The 20544-nt window shown below is 58.8% G+C and carries 22 protein-coding genes; 12 read left to right on the top strand and 10 right to left on the bottom strand.

The features are described 5' to 3' along the window. The first annotated feature begins 20 nt into the window (after window positions 1–20). From B0H98_RS15360 to B0H98_RS15350, 3 genes are read left to right on the top strand one after another with little or no spacing between them, the layout of a single operon-like run. Window positions 21–1286: a cysteine desulfurase gene (locus B0H98_RS15360; RefSeq protein ID WP_106375947.1), complete on the top strand. Its 1266-nt coding sequence runs from the start codon at window positions 21–23 to the stop codon at window positions 1284–1286. 8 nt (window positions 1287–1294) lie between these two features. Beyond that, window positions 1295–1864: a putative Fe-S cluster assembly protein SufT gene (gene sufT, locus B0H98_RS15355; protein WP_106375946.1), complete on the top strand. Its 570-nt coding sequence runs from the start codon at window positions 1295–1297 to the stop codon at window positions 1862–1864. An 18-nt stretch (window positions 1865–1882) separates the two neighbouring features. Further along, on the top strand, window positions 1883–2644 hold the full coding sequence (locus B0H98_RS15350) for a SanA/YdcF family protein (RefSeq protein ID WP_244183197.1): 762 nt from the start codon (window positions 1883–1885) through the stop codon (window positions 2642–2644). Window positions 2645–2662: 18 nt separating this feature from the next. Here the strand turns inward: B0H98_RS15350 and B0H98_RS15345 are convergent, their stop codons facing one another. The 4 genes from B0H98_RS15345 to B0H98_RS15330 all read right to left on the bottom strand — a co-directional run bounded on the left by B0H98_RS15345 (window position 2663) and on the right by B0H98_RS15330 (window position 5657). Further along, on the bottom strand, window positions 2663–3109 hold the full coding sequence (locus B0H98_RS15345) for a hypothetical protein (protein WP_106375945.1): 447 nt from the start codon (window positions 3107–3109) through the stop codon (window positions 2663–2665). 88 nt (window positions 3110–3197) lie between these two features. Next, window positions 3198–4106, bottom strand: a complete 909-nt coding sequence (gene rimK / locus B0H98_RS15340) for a 30S ribosomal protein S6--L-glutamate ligase (RefSeq protein WP_106375944.1) — start codon at window positions 4104–4106, stop codon at window positions 3198–3200. A 40-nt stretch (window positions 4107–4146) separates the two neighbouring features. Then, window positions 4147–4587 carry an ATP-dependent zinc protease family protein gene (locus tag B0H98_RS15335; protein ID WP_106375943.1) on the bottom strand — a complete coding sequence of 147 codons (441 nt, stop codon included), beginning with the start codon at window positions 4585–4587 and terminating at the stop codon, window positions 4147–4149. Between the two features lie 35 nt (window positions 4588–4622). After that, on the bottom strand, window positions 4623–5657 hold the full coding sequence (locus tag B0H98_RS15330; RefSeq protein WP_106375942.1) for a DUF3549 family protein: 1035 nt from the start codon (window positions 5655–5657) through the stop codon (window positions 4623–4625). A 286-nt stretch (window positions 5658–5943) separates the two neighbouring features. Here B0H98_RS15330 and B0H98_RS15325 point away from each other — a divergent pair, with 286 nt between their 5' ends. After that, entirely contained in the window at window positions 5944–6276 is a 333-nt protein-coding gene (locus B0H98_RS15325) for a YqcC family protein (protein WP_106375941.1), read from the top strand. 61 nt (window positions 6277–6337) lie between these two features. Here B0H98_RS15325 and B0H98_RS15320 read toward each other — a convergent pair whose 3' ends face one another. The 5 genes from B0H98_RS15320 to B0H98_RS15300 form a co-directional block, all read right to left on the bottom strand. After that, the gene (locus B0H98_RS15320; protein ID WP_106375940.1) at window positions 6338–6964 is read right to left on the bottom strand and encodes an OmpW/AlkL family protein; all 627 of its coding nucleotides are present in this window, start codon (window positions 6962–6964) and stop codon (window positions 6338–6340) included. Between the two features lie 250 nt (window positions 6965–7214). Beyond that, a complete protein-coding gene (gene putP, locus B0H98_RS15315; RefSeq protein WP_106375939.1) occupies window positions 7215–8705 on the bottom strand; it encodes a sodium/proline symporter PutP in 1491 nt (496 codons plus the stop codon). A gap of 137 nt (window positions 8706–8842) precedes the next feature. Next, window positions 8843–12034 (bottom strand): bifunctional proline dehydrogenase/L-glutamate gamma-semialdehyde dehydrogenase PutA, encoded by a 3192-nt coding sequence (putA, locus tag B0H98_RS15310; RefSeq protein WP_106375938.1) that lies wholly within the window; start codon window positions 12032–12034, stop codon window positions 8843–8845. A 150-nt stretch (window positions 12035–12184) separates the two neighbouring features. Next, on the bottom strand, window positions 12185–13018 hold the full coding sequence (locus B0H98_RS15305; RefSeq protein ID WP_106375937.1) for an AraC family transcriptional regulator: 834 nt from the start codon (window positions 13016–13018) through the stop codon (window positions 12185–12187). A gap of 30 nt (window positions 13019–13048) precedes the next feature. Then, entirely contained in the window at window positions 13049–13408 is a 360-nt protein-coding gene (locus tag B0H98_RS15300; protein ID WP_106375936.1) for a hypothetical protein, read from the bottom strand. A gap of 372 nt (window positions 13409–13780) precedes the next feature. Between B0H98_RS15300 and B0H98_RS15295 the strand changes: the two genes are divergently transcribed. From B0H98_RS15295 to B0H98_RS15260, 8 genes are all read left to right on the top strand, one after another. Continuing rightward, the gene (locus B0H98_RS15295; RefSeq protein ID WP_106375935.1) at window positions 13781–14320 is read left to right on the top strand and encodes a YqaE/Pmp3 family membrane protein; all 540 of its coding nucleotides are present in this window, start codon (window positions 13781–13783) and stop codon (window positions 14318–14320) included. Between the two features lie 87 nt (window positions 14321–14407). Continuing rightward, window positions 14408–15277, top strand: coding sequence for a carboxylate/amino acid/amine transporter (locus B0H98_RS15290; protein WP_106375934.1), 870 nt, complete (start codon window positions 14408–14410; stop codon window positions 15275–15277). A 116-nt stretch (window positions 15278–15393) separates the two neighbouring features. Next, complete coding sequence (locus B0H98_RS15285) at window positions 15394–16338, top strand: NAD(+) kinase (RefSeq protein ID WP_106375933.1); 945 nt, start codon at window positions 15394–15396, stop codon at window positions 16336–16338. A 2-nt stretch (window positions 16339–16340) separates the two neighbouring features. Then, window positions 16341–17297, top strand: a complete 957-nt coding sequence (locus B0H98_RS15280) for a metallophosphoesterase (protein WP_106375932.1) — start codon at window positions 16341–16343, stop codon at window positions 17295–17297. Window positions 17298–17547: 250 nt separating this feature from the next. After that, window positions 17548–18396 carry a rhomboid family intramembrane serine protease gene (locus tag B0H98_RS15275; protein WP_106375931.1) on the top strand — a complete coding sequence of 283 codons (849 nt, stop codon included), beginning with the start codon at window positions 17548–17550 and terminating at the stop codon, window positions 18394–18396. Window positions 18397–18406: 10 nt separating this feature from the next. Further along, complete coding sequence (locus B0H98_RS15270; protein ID WP_106375930.1) at window positions 18407–18691, top strand: YeaC family protein; 285 nt, start codon at window positions 18407–18409, stop codon at window positions 18689–18691. After that, window positions 18675–19526 carry a DUF2797 domain-containing protein gene (locus tag B0H98_RS15265; RefSeq protein ID WP_106375929.1) on the top strand — a complete coding sequence of 284 codons (852 nt, stop codon included), beginning with the start codon at window positions 18675–18677 and terminating at the stop codon, window positions 19524–19526. Before B0H98_RS15270 ends, B0H98_RS15265 begins: the two co-directional genes overlap by 17 nt. 82 nt (window positions 19527–19608) lie before the next feature. Next, window positions 19609–20034 carry a CopD family protein gene (locus B0H98_RS15260; protein WP_106375928.1) on the top strand — a complete coding sequence of 142 codons (426 nt, stop codon included), beginning with the start codon at window positions 19609–19611 and terminating at the stop codon, window positions 20032–20034. 21 nt (window positions 20035–20055) lie between these two features. On the opposite strand, the gene B0H98_RS15255 is transcribed toward B0H98_RS15260, so the two are convergent. Next, window positions 20056–20517: a DUF2231 domain-containing protein gene (locus tag B0H98_RS15255; RefSeq protein WP_106375927.1), complete on the bottom strand. Its 462-nt coding sequence runs from the start codon at window positions 20515–20517 to the stop codon at window positions 20056–20058. Between the last annotated feature and the right edge of the window lie 27 nt (window positions 20518–20544).

The following is a 20544-nucleotide window of genomic DNA, read 5'->3' as shown; positions in this document are numbered from 1 at the left end:
CGCCTTTAAAGGAGTGAACAATGTCCTCGACGGTCCTTGAAAAGGCCAATGCGTTTGCCCAGGCGCCCTATGACGTGCTGGCGCTGCGTCAGGATTTCCCGATCCTGGATCGCAAGGTCCATGGCAAGCCGCTTGTCTATCTGGATAACGCGGCGACCAGCCAGACGCCTCGGCAGGTGATTGACGTGTTCAGCGATTACTACTCGCGCTGTAATGCCAATATTCACCGGGGGCTGCATACGCTTGCCGATGAGGCAACGGCAGCCTTCGAGGGCACGCGTCATAAGGTCAGGGCATTTCTCAATGCAGAGGATGCACGGCAAATCATCTTTACCCGCGGCACTACCGAGGCCATCAATCTGGTGGCCCAGACCTGGGGGCGTACGCACCTGGGCGCGGGTGATGAAGTGCTGATCTCGCTGCTTGAGCATCACTCCAATATCGTGCCCTGGCAGCTGCTGGCCGCCGAGCGCGGGTTCACCATCAAGGTCATACCGGTGGATGATAGCGGCGCGCTGGACATGCAGGCGTACCGTGAACTGCTCAATGAGCGCACCAGGCTGGTTGCGGTGAATCACGTCTCCAACGCCCTGGGTACCATCAACCCGGTCAAAGAGATGGCGGCACTGGCGCATCAGCAGGGTGCACTGATTCTGGTGGATGGGGCTCAGGCCACACCGCATCAGGCGGTGGACGTTCAGGCCATTGACGCTGATTTCTACGCCTTCTCGGGCCACAAGGTTTACGGCCCGACAGGGGTTGGCGTGCTCTACGGCAAAAAGGCGTTGCTCGAGGCCATGCCGCCCTGGCAGGGCGGCGGCGAGATGATCAAGACCGTCTCGTTTGATGCGGGTACCACCTTTGCGGGCATTCCGCACAAGTTTGAAGCGGGTACGCCGGCAATCGCCGAAGTGATTGCCCTGGGACGCGCCCTTGAGTGGCTGGAAGAGGTGGGCGTGGGCGCCATTGGGCAGTGGGAACACGTGCTGCTTGAGCACGCCACACACGCGGTATCGTCGATTGACGGGCTACGCATTCTGGGAACGGCGCCTGACAAGGCGGGCGTGCTCTCGTTCGTGGTGGATGGGGCGCATTCCCAGGATATCGGTCTGCTGATCGACCAGTTGGGTGTGGCGATTCGTACCGGCCATCACTGCGCACAGCCACTGCTGCATCATTTTGGTGTGGATGCCACGTGCCGTGCGTCATTTGCCGCGTATAATACCCTTGATGAAGTAGACACCTTCGTGGATGCTCTCAATCGGGTGATTGGTATGGTGCGTTAAGGAAACCTATGAATATCGAGCAAGTCGCAAGCCTTGAGCGAGGCCAGAAACTGCCGCTTCAGCGCGACGTCGAGGCGATTGCGATTCCGTTTGGCAAGACGGAAACCCTGGCGGAAGATAGCGTGGTCAGCGTTATGCAGGCGAAGGGCAGCTCGGTCAGCGTTGGTTATGAAGGGCGGTTGTACCTGGTGGAAGGACGCAACCTGGACGCGCTGGGCCTTGAATCGCTGCCGCGCCCGACCCTGCATGAGAATGCCAGTGAGGAAGAGATCGAGCAGTTCGTATGGGATCAGTTGCGCACCTGTTTCGATCCGGAGATCCCCGTCAATATCGTGGATCTTGGATTGGTGTACGGTTGCCGAATCGAGCGCCTGATCAGCGGTGAGCGCATGGTGACCATTCGCATGACCCTGACAGCGCCTGGCTGTGGCATGGGGGATGTGATTGCTGCCGATGCCCGCAACAAGATTCTGGGCGCGCCGCAGATCAATAAAGTACACACCGAAATCGTCTTCAGCCCTCCCTGGAGCCGCGACATGATGAGCGATGAGGCAAAACTTGAGCTTGGCATGTTTTAAGCGCCCTTGGGTCACAAGATGCACAGCGTGCTGTTAACCTGGGCAAAACGCCTGTTGATGTCGCTAGGAGCCTTGTTGCTGCTGGCGGCATTGCTGTTTGTGGTGGGTAATTTATGGGTGTTGGCGACGACCGCACGCTATATCGACAGGCAGGTGCTCGAGTGCCGGCCTGCCGATGTGGGTATCGTATTCGGCACCTCGCACTGGACGCGTAGCGGGTTACGCAACCCGCATTTTCATGCGCGCATGCGTACCTCTGCTTCGCTGATTGCCGAGTCGCGCGTATCGCACCTGCTACTTTCCGGAGACAACCGTACCCAGGCCTACAACGAACCCCGTGCCATGTGGCGCGACCTTTATCGGCGCGGCGTACCTGCCGAGCAACTTACCATGGATTTTGCCGGTTTCAGCACCTACGACACGCTGGTGCGAGCCCGCGATGTATTTCAGCTTGAAAAAGCGCTTCTGGTAACACAAAGCTGGCACCTGCCGCGCGCCATCTTTATTGGCCGGGCGCTGGGCATGGAAGTCACCGGGTGCGTGGCAGAGGAGGAGCCGGCAGCGGGAGAGTGGCGCTTGAGAATGCGCGAGTGGGCTGCCCGGGTTGCAACGCTCGGCGATATCTACGTCTGGGCCAGGCAGCCTTATTTTCTTGGCCCGGCCGAACCGATCGAGGTTAACAAGGCGCTTGAGAACACCGAAATGCCAGCAATGTCGGTGCCGTATCTTCTGGAGACGGGCGACCTCGATACAGGCGAGCTCCAGATGGGTGAACCCTAAGTATCAGGACCCCGGATATCAGCGGTGCGTCTTGCGTTTTTGCAAGGCGTAAAGTTCACGAATCAGCTGGCGGCACCCCTGCATGCATTCATCCACGACCGGCTCGATCGGGTCGGGCAGCGGGTGAGTGAATAGGGTAGACAATGCCTGCATCAGCACGCGCTCCTGCTCTAAAAGCTCGTTGATCAGTACCTGGCTATCATTACCGACAAAGCTTTTCAGGCGGCTCCAGAGCCACAGGAAGTCGTCGCGCTCAACGTCAGCATCACGAGGCAACATCTTCAGGTGCGCACGGGCAAGTTCCTGCAACTTGCGCATCTGTTTCAGCCGGGCCGTATAGTGCGGTTTCAGCGCATCGCGCAGCGAGGGGCGCAGGCGTTCGATATTGTCCTGGAAATAATCAATGCTGTCGGCCAGCGCTTCCAGCACGCTGTCCATCGCCACTTGGCGATTGTCGAGAAACATGAGCGTCTACCTCCTTCGGTGACGCAGATTGTGGGGGTGGCAGCGACGATTTGCCACCCCTAATGCGGATTATTTTTTGGTTTTCCCCTTAGCCTTTAGGCTTGGGGGGGGCTTTACGCACAGGAGAGGCATTCTTCTCGATATGCTCGATGATCATGCCCGCGATATCCTTGCCAGTAGAGCTCTCGATACCCTGCAAACCGGGGGAGGAGTTGACCTCCATGATGACCGGGCCGTGATTGGAGCGCAAAAGATCTACCCCCGCCACGCTGAGCCCCATGGCCTTGGCAGCACGAATGGCCGTCGAGCGCTCTTCCGGCGTGATACGGATAACGCTCGCAGTACCTCCACGGTGAAGATTGGAGCGGAACTCGCCTTCGGCTGCCTGACGCTTCATGGAGGCCACGACCTTGTCACCGATCACGAAACAGCGGATATCGGCGCCACGCGCTTCCTTGATGTACTCCTGCACCATGATATTGGTCTTCATGCCCATGAAGGCCTGAATGACGGATTCCGCCGCCTGGTTGGTTTCAGCCAGAACCACACCGATACCCTGGGTGCCTTCCAGAAGCTTGATGACCAGCGGTGCGCCCTTGACCATGGTAATCAGATCGGGAATATCGTCCGGCGAATGGGCGAAGCCGGTAATGGGTAGCCCCAGCCCCTTGCGTGAAAGCAGCTGTAGCGAGCGCAGCTTGTCCCGCGACCGGGTGATCGCCACCGAGTCGTTGATGACGTAAGTGCCCATCATTTCAAACTGGCGCAGCACGGCACAGCCGTAAAACGTGACCGATGCACCGATACGCGGGATGACCGCGTCAAACGGCTCGATCTCCTGGCCTTTATAATGGATGGAGGGATGGTGCGAGGCGATGCTCATGTAGCAGCGCAGCGTATCCACCACGCGTGCGGTATGGCCACGCACCTCGGCCGCCTCGATAAGGCGCCGAGTGGAGTACAGGTTGCGATTACGAGAAAGAAGAGCGATGTGCATTCAGGACTCCGGGCCAGAAAAAGGGCTAGTCATTGTTGAGTTAAGGCTCGCCATGAAGAAATGCGGCGCCTGGAGCAACCAGCAGGCGGCGCATGGCGCGGCGTCCAAGTAACATGGGGTGGCGCATATTGCTGCGATCGGTCAGGGTTAGTTCAACGAAAAAGTTCAGCTGACCCATCTGCATGGGCGTTCGAATCACGTAGCGCCACTCGCTGTGTCCGTTTGAGCTGGTAACTCGGCGCCGGTCATGAAGATGCAGCTTGAGACGGTGTTCAGGCGTTGTCGGCCCGCCGCTATGGGTCAGAAAGCTCACCCAAAGTTGGCCGTGCTCATCTTCATGAGTTTCAATCTCTTCGGCGTGCAGCGCTGAAGTCCGGGCACCCGTGTCTGCTTTACAGCATAGGTGAAGACCCAGTTCAGGCAACGTCACCATCTCACGACGGCCAATTACCGCTTTAGCCTGATAGGGTAGTTCCTTCACGGTACACTCCTTGCAATTCGTTGATAATGTCCAGATCAGCGTTTGACCGCCTGTGTCATGGCGGCAAGTCGACGTTGAACAGCCGAGCCTTCCGGCGCATCGCGCAGCGCCAGCATGACAGGCAGGCGCAGGCGAGGTATCAGGGCAATGTCGCGAACCACGCTGGCAAAATTGGTGCGTTCGTCGTCTGCCAGGCGATCAAGAAAGAGCGGCAGTCGGTATGCATCTTCAAGCAGCGGCCAGCCACGCCCGGCGATGGCCGCCAGAACGTCAGGGCCACAGGCATGCGGATCATCCAGCAAGCTTGAGTACCACGTGCCCACGTCCGATGCATCAGAGCTTCCGACCGCGCGAATACAGGCACACAGCGTTTCCATATCGCCTTCACTCGCCGCCTGTTCGCCACGCTTGCGAAGCGCTACGACCAGCGGCGTTGCCAGTGACTGATGCTCTAAACAGTAGCAGAGTGAATGCACAACGCTAGTGGGCAGTGTTCCAAGCCGCGATGCCAGCACATCACTCTGCTCGGCATCCAGGCGAACCGCATAATCGGCGATTCCCTGCAGCCCCAGCGCCTGCCAATCGATGGCCAGCTGGCCGCTCAGATAAGCGTCGACCGGCTCGAAATGCTGGCTTGCCGGCAGGCCTTTCGCATGAGTGGCATGGGCGTTAAGCATTGCCTGGAAGGTCACGCTGGGCGTAAAGGCGAGCGGATTATCCTTCATAAAATGGTCCACGTCTTTAGCGTTGTGATCCATCGCTGAAACATTTTTACCCAGCGTTTCCATCAGTCGATTTAGAAAGCCATCACGCTGGGCAGGAGAGAGCATCCCCTGTTCATCCAGGGGAAGCGCCAGGAACCAGATGGCAGGCTCCGGCATGTCGCCCAGGCTGAATACGGCGGCCAAGCGCGCCTGGCCCTGCCAGGGCTCGGGCCATGGCCGTTGGCCCTGCTCGAATTCGGCAAGCGTCTCGCGTGAAAGAGGTGCCACGCGTCGGCCCATGTGGTAGAGCGAAACTTCAGCGCCGCTGCGTGTAAAAAAATCTTCAATGGTCTGAATTGGTTGCATGATGTCCTTCCGCATTGCAAGTTTGCACTCTACCTTGCCCCTTTCGCGGTGTCAGCCGAAACGGCTGATAAATCCTTGCTTTGTTACCTGTATGGTCAAAAAATGAACAACTTTGCGAAAGCCTTCTGAGAGTAGCGCTGGCGAGACCTTTCCATAGTTTATCCACAGGCTCTTGCAGGTTTTCTGTGAATCTGTGAGTAACCCTTGTTGGCGGGGTATAAGTGGCAACTCGACTGCAGAGTTGGGATAATGGGGTCAACCCAAAAATGATCTTACCAAGGTGTTTATGAGCGTCCATCAACAGCTTCAAACCGCGCTTCTCGAGCTTGAAGCCGCCATGAAGGCCGCCAATCTGTGGCGCGTCCCGACTCCCGAGGCCAGTGCCTTTGCAAGCCAGGAGCCTTTTTGTATCGACACCATGTCGCTCCCACAGTGGGTGCGCTTTGTGTTTGTAGCCAGGCTCAACGCGCTTGTTGAAGCGAAAGCGCCCATGCCTGCCAAGTGCGATGTAGCCCCGGCCATGGCCGCCTACATGATTCAGGAAAAGCTGCGGGCCAGTGACCACCTGCTGGTGGTGCGCGCTTTTGAGAAGGTCGACCAGCTGGTGACGGATAACTAACCATAAAACACCGGGCCTGCACGATGGCAGGCCCGGTGGCAAAAGCGTCCAGTCCGTTCAGTTAAAAGCGGTAGCTTAGCCCACCCATGACCACGACCGGGTCGATATCCACAGAGCCTGCGGCGGCGCCGTTGATAGTGGCATCGGTGTTGATATCCAGATACCAGGCGGCAGCATTCAGCGCCCAGTGATCGTCTATCACCAGATCCACGCCCACCTGACCTGCTGCTCCCCAGGAATTTTCCAGATCAAGCTCGCCAATCGCCAGATGCTCGCTTGAGAAACGTGTGTAGTTGACGCCTGCGCCAACATAAGGCTGCACGCGGGACGCAGTGCCGCCTAGCGGGTAGTACTGCAGTGTCAGCGTGGGCGGAAGGTGCTTGGTAGACGCAAGGTTATCCCCGTTAAGCGCGATGTCATGCTCAAACGGGCGTGCGGCCAGTAGTTCAACACCTAGCTTGTCGTGAAAGCGATAGCCAAGGGTAAAGGCAAAATCAGTTTTATCCTGTACATCTACTGAAAAAGCGCCGTTGGCGAGCGTGCCGTTATCGCCTTTAGGGGATACCTTGGCGACCCCTACACGGGTAAAGAAATCGCCCGCGCCGTAGGCGAGTGCCTGGGTGCTGGCCAGCAGTGACGCGGCGGCGAGGCCGGTTACAAATAAAATAGGAAGTGATGAGTGGCGCATAGCATTGCTCCTGCCGTTAACGTGATTCCGGTGAATGATTTAAATCGTTGCGAATCATGGAGGTAGTGTATCGGCGCAATAACACGGTGTTATTGACCTGAAGCAAAGAGTGATGCGCTGGCGGAGGCATGAATCAGAACGGGGTGGGTGGTCAGAGGGCTTGTGCACTGTGCAGGGTTATTGGCAGTGCTGAATGCAAAAGGCCTCCCCGTGATGTCACGGGGTGGCCTTTTCGCTCGCGGTAAGGCTTTTAGCGCTCGATATGCTGATATTCGCCTGAGTCCGCCGTGATGGAGCTGACCACAAGGATGGCGATAAACGATGCAATGAAACCAGGAATGATCTCGTAGATACCGGGGCCACCCAGGAACTCGCTGCTCCAGCCCAGTGAAATCCAGATCATGACCGTGGCGGCGCCAACAATCATACCTGCGATGGCACCGGCACCGTTGGTGCGTGACCACATCAGCGACAAGAGGATCAGCGGACCGAACGCGGCGCCAAAGCCTGCCCAGGCGTTACTCACAAGCCCCAGCACCTGAGAGTCAGGATTGGAGGCAATGACGGCGGCCACCAGACCCACCAGCACAACGCTTATCCGGCCAACGGTCACGGTCTGCTTTTCAGACGCCTGCTTGTTCAAGAACAGGCGGTAGAAGTCCTCGGTCAATGAAGAAGACGCCACCAGCAGCTGGCTTGAAATCGTACTCATCACGGCTGCGAGCAGAGCCGCATACAGGAAGCCGGTAATCAGCGGATGGAACAGCAGTTCCGCCAGAATGATGAAGATAGTTTCCGGGTCCTGAATTTCCATGCCGTTACGAATCGCATAGGCCCGTCCGAAAATGCCCAGAGAGACCGCCCCGATCAGCGAAATGGCCATCCAGCCCATACCGATGTTGCGCGCCGTCGGCACATCTTTCAGGTGACGAATGGCCATGAAACGCACGATGATATGCGGCTGGCCAAAGTAGCCCAGGCCCCAGGTCACCGCCGAGAGCCAGCCGATGAAGGTCAGCCCATCAGTCCAGGAAAGCAGGGTGGGGTCAACGCTATTGAGCGTCTGCGACGCCTGGGTGAAGCCGCCACCGCCTTCGCCGAACAGCACTACCGCCGGCATGATGATCAGCGCCAGCATCATGATGCAGCCCTGCACGAAGTCCGTCATGCTCACGGCCAGAAAGCCGCCCACCACGGTGTAGATAAGCACCACGCCCAGGGTAATGATGACGCCCAGGGCATAGTCACTCATGTCGCCAATGTTGATGATGCCGGCAAAGGCGCTTTCAAAAAGCTTGCCGCCAGCCACCAGGCCGGACGCCGTATACACCGCAAAGAAGATAACGATGACAATGGCCGATACCGTTCTAAGCGACATCGCCCGCGTGGGGAATCGGTTGGCCAGAAAGGCCGGAATGGTGATCGCATTGCCGTAGTGAACGGTCTGCTCACGCAGGCGCGGGGCGACCAGAATCCAGTTGAGAAAAGCACCCACGAACAGGCCAATGCCGATCCAGGCCGAGCCCAGCCCGGATACGAACATCGCGCCCGGCAGGCCAAGCAGCAGCCAGCCGCTCATGTCCGAGGCGCCAGCCGAAAGGGCCGCTACCTTCGGGCTCAGCGTTCGCCCGCCCAGCACGTAATCTTCAGAGGTTGACGTTGATGTGCGCATGGCATACACGCCGATGCCAATCATGAGCGCAAAGTAAGCAAAAAGGCTGATCCAGACGCCAATAGCCATGAAGTTCTCCTGTTATCGAGTCGGATAGCTCCGACAGGTTAGTGCGCCTTCCTGTCCGTGGCAGGTAAGGCGCCGCCTTGTTGTTGTTAACCCTTTTTATCTATTGACGTTGCCGATCTCAGCGAACGCCTGGTCGTTCAGTCATCACCCAGCGCCAGCAGGGAGGCATTGCCACCCAGCGCCGCCGTATTGTTGGTGACGGTTTTTTCAGTAATGAAGCGCTGCAGGTAGTGCGGTCCGCCCGCTTTGGGGCCTGTGCCTGAAAGCCCTTGGCCGCCAAAGGGTTGAACGCCTACCACGGCCCCGATGATATTACGGTTTATATAGACATTGCCCACTCGAATTTTCTGCGCTATTTCAGCGGCAAAGGATTCATTGCGGCTATGCACGCCAAACGTCAGGCCATAACCCCGGCCGTTGATATCCTTGATCACCTGATCAAGCTCGCGGGCCTTGTAGCGCACGATATGCAGCACGGGGCCGAACTGCTCGCGGGTCAGGGAGTTGATGCTGTCAATGACAAAGGCAACCGGCGCCACGAAGGTGCCGTTTTGAGTCTGCTCGGCCGCCATGGGCGTTTCAGCCACCATGCGGTTTTCACCCTTGAGCTTTTCGATATGCTCAAGCAGCCCCTTGCGTGCCTCTTCGTCAATCACCGGGCCAACGTCGGTTCCCAGATCGCGCGGGTCACCAATGCGCAACTCGTTCATCGCCCCTTGCAAGATGGTGATCACGCGGTCGGCAACGTCATCCTGCAGGTAAAGCACGCGTAGCGCCGAACAGCGCTGGCCCGCGCTCTGGAAGGCAGACTGAATCACATCCACCACTACCTGCTCGGGCAGGGCGGTCGAGTCGACGATCATGGCGTTCATGCCGCCGGTCTCGGCAATCAGTGTGGGCAGCGGGGCATTTTCGCGGGCGGCCAGAGCGCGGTTGATGATCTGCGCGGTGTCGGTGCCGCCGGTAAATACCACGCCGGTAATGCGTGGATCGGACGTCAGCACGCTACCCACCGTCGGGCCGTCGCCCGGCAGCAGTTGCACCACATCCCGGGGCAGGCCGGCTTCGTAAAGCAGTTCAATGACCCGATGAGCCACGATGGAAGTTTGCTCGGCGGGCTTGGCAAGCACGGTGTTGCCGGCAACGGCTGCGGCAACAATCTGACCGCAGAAGATAGCCACCGGGAAGTTCCAGGGGCTGATCGCGGCAAACACGCCTTTACCGCCCATGATCAGCCGGTTGGATTCGCCGGTCGGGCCGGGTAGTTCGATCGGCGCGCCCAATGACTCCTCGGCACGCATGGCGTAGTAGCGGCAGAAATCCACCGCTTCCTTGATCTCGTCCACGCCGTCGGTCAGAAGCTTGCCACCTTCGCGCGAGCAAAGGGTCATCAGCTCCGGCATGTTGTCTTCCATCAGGTCGGCCAGACGGCGCAGTACGGCGGCGCGCTCGGCCACCGGTGTGGCTTCCCAGCGCGGGAAGGCTTCCCAGGCGGCGTCCAGCGCCTTGGCGGCCTGCTCCTGGGTGGTCCACTGCACGCTGCCCACGCTCTGACGACGATCAAAGGGCGAGGTCACCTGGTGCGTGTTGGCAGCATCGTCGGCCACGTCAAAGGCCAGCAGCGGCTTGGCCGGATACTGCTTGTCCATGAAGGTGGCCATCTTCTCCATCAGCGGATAGAAGTGGCTGCGCACGTTCAGGTTGACGCCGCGCGAGTTGGGCCGCTTCGGCCCGTAGATATCGCGGGGCAGCGGAATGCGCGTATTGGTCAGCGATTTCTGCTTGCGCAGGGTCTCGATCGGATGCTGGCACAGCCACTCGACCGGCACCTCCGGGTCAACCAGCTGGTGAACGAAGGAGGAGTTGGCGCCGTTTTCCAGCAGGCGACGTACCAGGTAGGGAAGCAGATCCTTATGGGCGCCGACCGGGGCATAGATGCGGCAGTAAGTACCTTTCGGCGCGCGGGCGAGGGCGGCGTCATAAAGCGCTTCGCCCATGCCGTGCAGGCGCTGGAACTCGAACGGACGGCTATCGTGATTGGCCAGCTCCAGAATGGTCGTAACCGTGTGGGCATTGTGGGTGGCAAACTGCGGGAAGATACGTCCCAGGGTATCCTTGGAGAGCAGGAACTGGGCGCAGGCCAGATAGGCGACATCAGTACATGCCTTGCGGGTATACACCGGATAGCCGTCTACGCCCAGCTGCTGGGACTCCTTGATCTCACTGTCCCAGTAGGCGCCTTTTACCAGACGCAGAGGAATCTCGTCGCCCTGCTGTTCGGCCAGGCGGTTGAGATAGTGCAGTACCGGCAGCGCCCGCTTGGAGTAGGCCTGTACTACCAGACCAAAGTGGCCCCAGCCCTTGACGGCGCTGCTTTCGTACACGGCACGGAACACTTCCAGCGAAAGCTCCAGGCGGTCGACCTCTTCGGCATCGATGGTCACGGCCACGTCCAGCTCGCGGGCCTTGGTGACCAGTTTGATGACCGTATCCACCAGCTCCGCCAGCACCTGCTCGCGGCGGCCAAACTCGTAGCGCGGGTGAAGCGCGGAAAGCTTGATCGAGACCGAAGGCTTCGGCGTCTTGTCGCTCAGGCGCTGGGAGGTCTTGCCTACCTGCTCGATGGCGCGGGCGTAGTCGTCGAAGTAGCGCTTGGCGTCATCGCGGGTGCGCGCCGCTTCGCCCAGCATATCGTAGGAGTAGGTATAGCCTTTGTTGAACAGCGGCTTGGAGCGCTTCAGGGCTTCATCGATATCCCGGCCCAGCACGAACTGCTTGCCCATGATCTTCATGGCTTCGACCATGGCGCGGCGAATGACCGGCTCGCCCATGCGGTTGACCATGCGGTTGATAAAGGTGGCGGGCTGGCCATCCCTTGGGTGGTCAAGCTTCAGGACCCGGCCGGTCATCAGCAGACCCCAGGTGGAGGCATTCACCATCCAGGATTCACTCTTGCCTGCATAGGATTGCCAGTCGGCCGGGCCAAGCTTGTCTTCAATCAGGGCATCGGCGGTCGCTTTATCTGGAATACGCAGCATGGCTTCGGCCAGGCACATCAGCATCAGGCCTTCGTGAGTATCCAGGCTGTACTGTTGTAAAAGCTCATCGATGGTATCCACGGCCGTGTCCATCTTGCGGACATCACGGATCAGCGCCGCCGTGTTGGCCTCAATGCGAGCGAAGTCTTCGCGATCCGTATCCAGCAGCTTGATCAGCTCACCCACGTAGGTTTCTTCGTCCACAATATAGTGGTCGCTCACCTGCGCCATCAGCGTATCAAGATCAGTTTGCCAGGTGGCAGAGTCACGCATTTTTTTAGCGTTGAGCATTGAGGCCCCCGTGAATCCAGTTAAAGCGAATAGGTAGTAGGGCGTTTACGCCCAGGCAGCGCTCGAATGTAGAGTGCCGCGCGCTTTGGTGTATGTCGTTTTCTCGGCAAAACGTGTCAATTTCATGGCAAGCGTAGGCCGTTTTCAACTTTAGTAGTAGGCGTTTGGCGCCGTCAGCGGGCTTTTTCCTGCTGCCGATGAGGCTGGCGCGAAAGGCGCCGGGGTGCCTTGACGCAATGTGCGCGGTGATACGCCGTAGCTACGTCGAAAGGCATGCGAGAGAGCACTCTGATTGGCAAAGCCGGTTTGAATGGCAATATCGGTCAGCGGTAGACGGCTTTGCAGGATCAACTGGCGCGCGGCGTGCAGGCGCTGGCGCTTGACGTACTGCCAGGGCGAGAGCCCTGTCTGGGCACGAAAGCGCTCGGAAAAATGCGCCTCACTCAGGCAGGCCAGTTTGGCCAGGTCTGCCACGCGTAGCTCATCGGCCAGGTGATGATGGATAAAGCGGTCTATCTGGGGCATATCGATGCGCCGCTGACAGGCGGAAGTGGCATCGCCCAGACGCGCTTTCAACGAACCAAGCAGCGTTGCTGCCAGGCGGTCCTGCTGAAACGAAGTGACGGAAGGGTCGAAGCCCTGGGCCAGCTCGCTCTCCATGAACGCCAGGTAGTGACGCAGCGGTGTATCGAGAGCAAAAAAACGCGGCGCGTCAAACAGGGCTACCAGCTCGCGATGTTCGCCGGTCAAGGCTGGGGCGTCTTCGGGCAAGTCCAGGATCAGCTGGCGATTGTGGCCGTGGCCTGCGTAGTAGTGCTCGTGATTGGCCGGCACGATACAGCCCGAAAAGGCGTTGATGCGCCCGCCAAGGCCTTCGATCTCGAATTCCGAAGAGCCGCAGAGCGTAATCACGATCTGATGGAAATCATGCGCGTGGTGATGAGTGGCGCTATCCAGCGGGATCTTGCGAATGGTGCTCGGCATGAGTGTCATCTCCTGGCGCTGCTTGAGCCGCTATTGCTGACGCAACGCCGTATGGGCCGCTAGATGGTCACGTAATACTTGAAGCTCCTCTTGGCCCTGTGCATTCAAAAGCGGCTTGCCCTGAGCAATCTGCCAACGCCGTCCATGAAGCTCCATCAGGTGCGAGGCACGACGGCGCACGCCTTCTAGATACTCATTGTGGCGAATCGGGTAGCCGATAATCGCATTCCACTCGGTTTCACCTACCTGGCTATTCAACGCTTTATCGAAAAGGGCCAGCAGATCCTTGGGTTCGGTGCGATAGCGCGGTGTACCTACGGTCAAAAGCACCGCTAGCACGCCCCCGATTACCAATAGGCAAACCCCGAGTACCAGCAGGTATAGTGCCATGCGTTAACTCCCAGCCGCGGTTCTTCATTTAGTCGTCAAGTATACGCGCGCGCTATCCAAGACGAAAATTTTACCGGCGGGCGAACTTTTTCAACGCAGAGTGTCTGAAGTAGTACAGGCAACGTAGCGATAGCAGTCGCTAATAGTGTTGTCCTAGCTATTGTTTCTCGATCCCTTGCTTCCGCTGCCTTCCCGGCAGCGGTTTTTTTTGCCTGCTCGATCTACGGCTGCGTGCTGAGGCGTTCAAGGGGCAGGCAGGGTAGCGCCAGGCCTGATAGTTTATGCTACCACTCAAGGTAAGCATAGCTGAGTGGGTAGCTTGAACGTAAACTTCAACGCTTGGCTATCATGCATGCCACCAAGGAGCCTTACATGGACGCACGTGAGTATCTAAATCGCAAAGGCGTTGGCGTAGAGCGTGAGCCCGAGCGCCCCAACACGCTTGAGGAGAAAGCCTGGGAGCGTGCCCGCGGGGCCGGTATGCAACGGCCCAAGTCCGGCACGCCCCACGATTGGGAAGACTGGGAGCGCCACCACGACGATATCGCTTTTGACGCCGCAAGCCTTGAGCAGAAAATTGACAAGCAGGCGCACCGTAAAGGCCAGTCTGACGCTGTGCTGGCCGCTAACGCGCAGGAGGCTGTCGGCCACTTTACGCCGCCTGTCGTAACCCCTGCCCAGGTACCTCACGAACCTGCCAGTGCCAGCGGACAGAAAGCCCCGCAGCAGCACGTCCAGAGTGAACCCGCGGCCCTCAAGGCCGCCTATCGCATTCTGGCCGTTTTGCTGCCGCCGCTTGCGCTGGGATTAACCGGCGCAAGTGCCGGGCGCATCGTTATAAGCGTCATTCTGACGCTGCTTGGCTGGGTGCCGGGCGTCATTTACGCGTTTATGTGGCTGGGGCGTCGTTAACTTTATAATTGCCTTGGGTTTACCGCTTGGCAGGTAACGTAAAGTCCGTATAATTCGCGTAAACCATTTTATAACGCGGGGTTTACAATGGGCTATCTGGTCGGCGTAACGGCGCTTTGGGCATTTTCATTTTCACTGATAGGGGTGTATCTGTCAGGGCAGGTAGACAGCTACTTCGCGGTATTGATGCGGGTAACGCTAGCCATGCTGGTGTTTCTCCCCTTTCTGCGTCCAAGCCTTTTGCGTGGCAAGCAGCGCCTTGCCCTGATGGCCTTGGGAGCCATACAGCTGGGTGTCATGTACACCTTCTTTTACCAATCGTTTCTACTGCTCTCCGTGCCGGAAGTGCTGCTGTTCACCATCTTTACGCCGGTCTATATCGCGCTGCTTGATGACCTGATGTTTGGTCGTTTCACCCCCATGTACCTGATAACTGCACTACTGGCCGTCATCGGCGCGGCGGTGATTCGCTACGACGGTATCGATAGCGGTTTCTGGATGGGGTTTTTAGTGGTTCAGGGCGCTAACCTGTGCTTTGCCCTGGGGCAGGTTGGCTATCGCCGCCTGGCCGCGGATCTACCGCCTACGCTTGCCTGGCACAACGTGTTTGGCTGGTTCTTTATTGGCGCCATGCTCGTGGCACTGCCGGCCTACCTGCTGTTTGGCAACAGTAGCGCACTGCCCACCACCTCGCTGCAATGGGGCGTGCTTGCCTGGCTTGGATTGATGGCCTCAGGGGTCGGTTACTTCGCCTGGAACCAGGGCGCGACGAAGGTAGACGCCGGAACGCTTGCGATCATGAACAACGCGCTCATTCCCGCCGGGCTGCTGATCAACCTGCTGATCTGGAACCGGGATGCGGATGTTCCCCGGCTGCTGATCGGCGCACTAATCATGGGCGCCTCGCTATGGCTTAACAACTGGTGGCTGGCCCGTCGCCGTAGGGCACTTGCCTGAGGCGCGCGGGCGGGCATGGCCAAGTCCCTGCGTCCTAAGCCCACAAGTCCTAAGCCCATTTGCCCGAAACCCTGGCTATCTCCATAATGGCAGGCTGATGCTAGCGAGAGCCGTCCATGCCTAATACCCCACCGCCATCCTCGACACCGCCGCCCGGCCAAGCAGCTGGGCAAGCGCGTACCCGGCCCTTCAAAACGATCGGGCTGATTGGCCGCTTGGGTAGCGCAAAAGTCGTCGACTCCTTGCAGCGCCTGATTGGCTATCTCGTCGAGCACGGCTACCAGGTGCTGGTGGAAGACCGCACGGCTACTGCGCTTCCCAAGCACGGCCAGCCGGAAGCCAGCCGACGCATGCTGGGCGAGCTGTGTGATCTGGTGATCGTGGTGGGCGGTGACGGCAGCTTGCTGGGGGCGGCCCGCACGCTGTGCCGCAGTGGCACGCTGATTCTGGGCGTCAACCGGGGGCGGCTGGGGTTCTTGACCGATATCTCGCCAGATGAGCTGGAAAGCCGGGTAGGTGAAGTACTGGCCGGGGAATTCGAGGTCGAAGAGCGCTTTCTGCTGGACGCGGTGCTGTATCGCCACGGTGTGGCCGTGGGTAACGGCGAGGCGCTGAACGAGGTGGTGGTGCATCCGGGTAAAGCCGTTCGCATGATCGAGTTCGAGCTGTTTATCGACGGCCAGTTCGTGTACAGCCAGCGCAGTGACGGCCTGATTATCGCAACGCCTACCGGTTCAACCGCCTACGCGCTTTCCGGCGGTGGGCCCATTATGCATCCCAAGCTCGATGTCGTGACGCTGGTGCCCATGTTCCCCCATACGCTTTCAAGCCGGCCTATCGTGATCGATGCGGCCAGTGAGATTCGCATCCATATCGGGGAAACCAACCAGACCTACCCGCATATCAGCTGCGATGGACAAACGCGAGCGGTCGCCAAACCTGATGACGTCCTGGTCATCAAGCGCAAGCCCGAACGCGTGCAGTTGGTGCATCCCATGGGGCATAATTTCTACGATGTGCTGCGCAGTAAATTGGGTTGGAGCCACCGGCTGGGAGATTGAGCATGGCGGGTTACGACCTGATTGGCGACGTTCATGGTTGCGGGGCAACGCTGATCGCGCTGCTGGAAAAGCTCGGCTACCGCGAGCAGGGGGGCGTCTACCGCCACCCTGAACGCAAGGTGATCTTTCTGGGAGATCTGATCGATCGTGGCCCGCGTATTCGTCTGGCGGTGCGCGTAGCGCGGCGTATGGTGGAAGCCGGGCAGGCGTATATCGTGATGGGCAACCATGAGCACAACGCGCTGGCCTATACTCACCCCGCGCCGCCCGGCAGCAACAAGCGCTGGCTGCGCGAGCATACGCCACGCCACAACCGCATCATGGAAGATACCCTGGCCCAGTACCGGGATTACACTAACGAGTGGGACGATACGCTTGCCTGGTTCAAGACGCTGCCGCTGTTTCTGGAAATCGACGGCATTCGCGTGGTACACGCCTGCTGGGACGAGGCGCTGATCGAGCAGTTGAAGGCGCGTTTTCCCGATGGGCGCATCGATACCCGCTTTCTGGTCGAGTCCACCGACCCCTCCACCCAGGCCTATGAGATCATCGACCGCTTGACCCGCGGTGCAAATATTCCTCTCCCCAGTGGCGTGGCTATTCAATCCGGCGACGGCTATACCCGGCAGAGTTTTCGCGCGCACTTCTGGGCGGCCCAGCCCGAGCAGTGGGGCGATGTGGTTTTTCAGCCCGATAACCTGCCGGGCGAGCTGGAAAAACGGCCTCTCAGCCACAGCGAGCGCCAGCGGCTGAGCTACTATGGGCCTGAACAGCCGCCGCTTTTTATCGGTCATTACTGGTGTGAAGGAATTCCGGCGCTGCCTACCCAAAATATCGCCTGCCTTGACTACAGCGCGGTGAAATATGGGCGTCTGGTGGCCTATCGATGGAATGGTGAACGTCAGCTAAGCGCTGATAATTTTACCTGGATTCAAGTGGTTAAAGATGATCGTGGATAAATCGATAGGTCTGAAACCCTTGGCGTTTGACGCGCGTTTGCAAGAGTTACAATCGCTTACATTATTTTTGCGAAAAGGCTGAACTAACTGTGCGGGCGGCTATCAGAGTAAGTGTTCCCTTGAATGATCCCTTGCTTTGATCCGGCGGCCCCCTCCGCCGGATTTTTTTCGTCTGTACGCTGCACCGATAATTTTTGATCATAAGCTCCACGCATGGATTACTAGCCAAGGGCTACTACTGGGAGAGGCTATGCACCCCGTTGCGCGATTACCAAGCGGTGCCGATACGCAGGAACTACGCAAGGCACTTTGGCATTATCGAATAGGCCATCGCATTACCGATGAGCCGGACGGCTCGGTGCTATGGGTGGCCGACCCGCGCCAGCAAGAGCAGCTCAAAGCGCTGGTGGCACGCTGGGAGCGGGGTGAGTCGCTCATTCTCGACCAGCCCACCCACGCCGCTCGCGGGACGGGGCTTGCAACCACGCTGCGGCGGGTGCCGGTCACCGCGTTTGCGATTGCCATCAGCCTAGCGGTTTTTGGCCTGATCGCCGTGCTGGGCGACAGCGTCGTCATGGCTCTTACCATCGTGCCGGTCAGTGTCGCGGGTAATCAACTGGTGTACGAAGGATTGAGCGACACGCTGATGGCAGGCCAGCTCTGGCGGCTGCTGTCGCCGGCGTTTCTGCATTTTGGCTGGATGCACCTTATCTTCAACCTGATGTGGCTGTGGTATTTTGGCCGCCAGATCGAGGCATTGCAGGGCAGCAAGACCATGCTGCTGCTGGTTCTGGTGGCGGGTATTGGCGCCAATATTGCCCAGTACGTGACCGGCACGGTGCTGTTTGGCGGGATGTCCGGCGTCGTGTACGCCTTGCTTGGCCACGTATGGCTGATGTCCCGCCGAGTACCGCAAAGTGGTTTTTTCGTGCCTCAGATGCTGGTGGTCTTCATGCTGGGGTGGATGGTGTTTACCATGACGGACCTTGCGGGCTCCGTCGGGTTTGGCAACGTGGCCAACGAAGCGCATTTGGGCGGCCTTCTGGTAGGGCTTGTCACCGGCTGGCTCTATTCCGCCCGCCGTTTGAAAAAAAACTGAGAGGCTTTCAATGAGCGATATGACCTTCGACAAGATGATCAACCAGATGACCCCGGCGATTTATGAAAGCCTCAAACAGGCCGTGTCGCTACGCAAGTGGCCGGACGGGCGCTTTCTGACTCAGGAGCAGACGGAACTCTGCCTGGAAGCGGTCATGCGCTATGAGGCGGAAAACAACGTTCCCGAAGAGAACCGGGTGGGCTATCTGGAACAGCGCACTTGCGGGGCGGCGTCTTCGGGCGCCAACGTGACCCCTGAAATGGCCGGGCTTGCTCGGGATGCAACGCGTGACTGATGCTGTCAACTCCGTTCAAGGCTGTCTGAGTAAAATGGTGGCCACTCTGCCCGCAAGTCAAGACGCATCGGTGGTGTACCACCTGCGCGCAGGCGAGCAGCAGGTGCCGCTCAACGCGCGTATCGGCACGCCGATATCGCTTGAGTGGAGCGGCGCTATCGCCTGTACGCACTGCGGCCGGGCAACCCGAAAAAGCTTTGCCCAAGGCTACTGCTATCCGTGTTTCAAGCGTCTGGCCCAGTGCGATACCTGCATCATGAAGCCGGAAACCTGCCACTTTTTTCAGGGTACCTGCCGAGAGCCCGAATGGGGCGAGAAGCACTGCTTTCAGCCGCATATCGTCTATCTGGCCAATTCTTCCGGCTTGAAAGTGGGGATTACCCGCAAGACGCAAATGCCTACCCGCTGGCTGGATCAGGGCGCCATTCAGGCGCTGCCAATTCTTGAGGTCAATACCCGCCAGCAGTCAGGGCTTGTGGAGATGCTCTTCAAGGAGCAGGTCAGCGACCGGACCAACTGGCGGGCCATGCTCAAGGGCGAAGTGGAAGCGTTAGACCTTGTCAGCGAGCGCGACCGGCTGCTGGCGTTGCTTGAAGGCGGGTTGAATCAGCTGCGCGAACTGCACGGCAGCGACGCCATTCGCCCCCTGGATGAAAAGCCGCGGTCATTTCAATACCCTGTCGAAGTGTTTCCCCGCAAGGTCGTGTCGCACAATTTCGATAAGCAGGCGCGGGTGGATGGCGTGCTCCAAGGCATCAAAGGGCAGTACCTGATACTCGATACCGGGGTAATTAATCTTCGAAAATTCACGGGTTACGAAGTTACCCTGACATAATTCGCCTAGCCAGGGCGGCCTGCATTGGCTAAGGTTAAGGGCATACAACTCCTCCAAGTTCCAGCAACGCAAGGAAGCCCTGATGCCCTGGCTAAAACTGCTGCATATAGCCGCGCTCGTTATCTGGTGCGGCTCACTTTTGTACCTGCCAGCGTTACTTAGCTATACATTACAACTGCGTAAAGATGCGGGCTTTGCTCAGGGTTCGCCGCCCATGCCGCGCTTTTTCTATAATTCCGTAGCCACGCCCGCGGCCCTGGCGGCCATTTTTTCCGGCACGCTGCTGTTTCTGTTTCACGGCTTGATGGGTGGCTGGCTGATTTTCAAGCTGGGGGCGGTGGTATTGATGGTGGTCGCTCACGGCTGCTGCGGCTGGTTGATTCTGCGCCTGGAAATGGGTATCTACCGAGGAGTGAAAACCGCGTCAATTCTGGCCCTGCTGCTGGCGTTGGCGGGTATTCTCGGCGTGCTGGGGTTTGTGCTGGCCAAACCGCTGGACTGGAGTTAACCCGCCATGCTCAGTGATCTACTACTTGTCCACCTCGACGCCGACGGCGTGTTCATACACCAATTGACCGCCCAGCCAGCCTGTCAGCGCCACAAGCCCGCCTGTCACCAGCGAGATGACAATGCCCCAAGGCAGTACCAGCGCCGGGTCATTAAAGCGAATCAACCAGTTCAGCGATGCAAGGGACAGCATGACGACGGCAATGATCGCGTGGCTCCAGCCGGTGATCAAACGGCGAATCTGGCCGACGGTTACCAAGTCGACAATGCCCGCAAGGCTTGCAAACCATCCACCAAAAGCGCCAATGCCCGCAAGCCAAAGACCCACACGCAGCCAGAAGGGGTCGTCGGTATACCAATAGCCCAGATCGCAGGCGACCAGTGCCAGAAGCGCGGCAACGGGAAAGTGAACCATCAAAGGATGCAGCGGGTGGCCAGCAATAGCAGCGCGGCTTGTGATTTTACGCCTGTCGGGGTTTGCCATTGTCACTTCCTGTGGGCAGAAAAAGGA

The sequence above is a fragment of the Vreelandella songnenensis genome, assembly GCF_003002925.1.
Classification (GTDB): Bacteria; Pseudomonadota; Gammaproteobacteria; order Pseudomonadales; family Halomonadaceae; genus Vreelandella; species Vreelandella songnenensis.
This window is presented reverse-complemented; position numbering and strand designations above follow the sequence as displayed.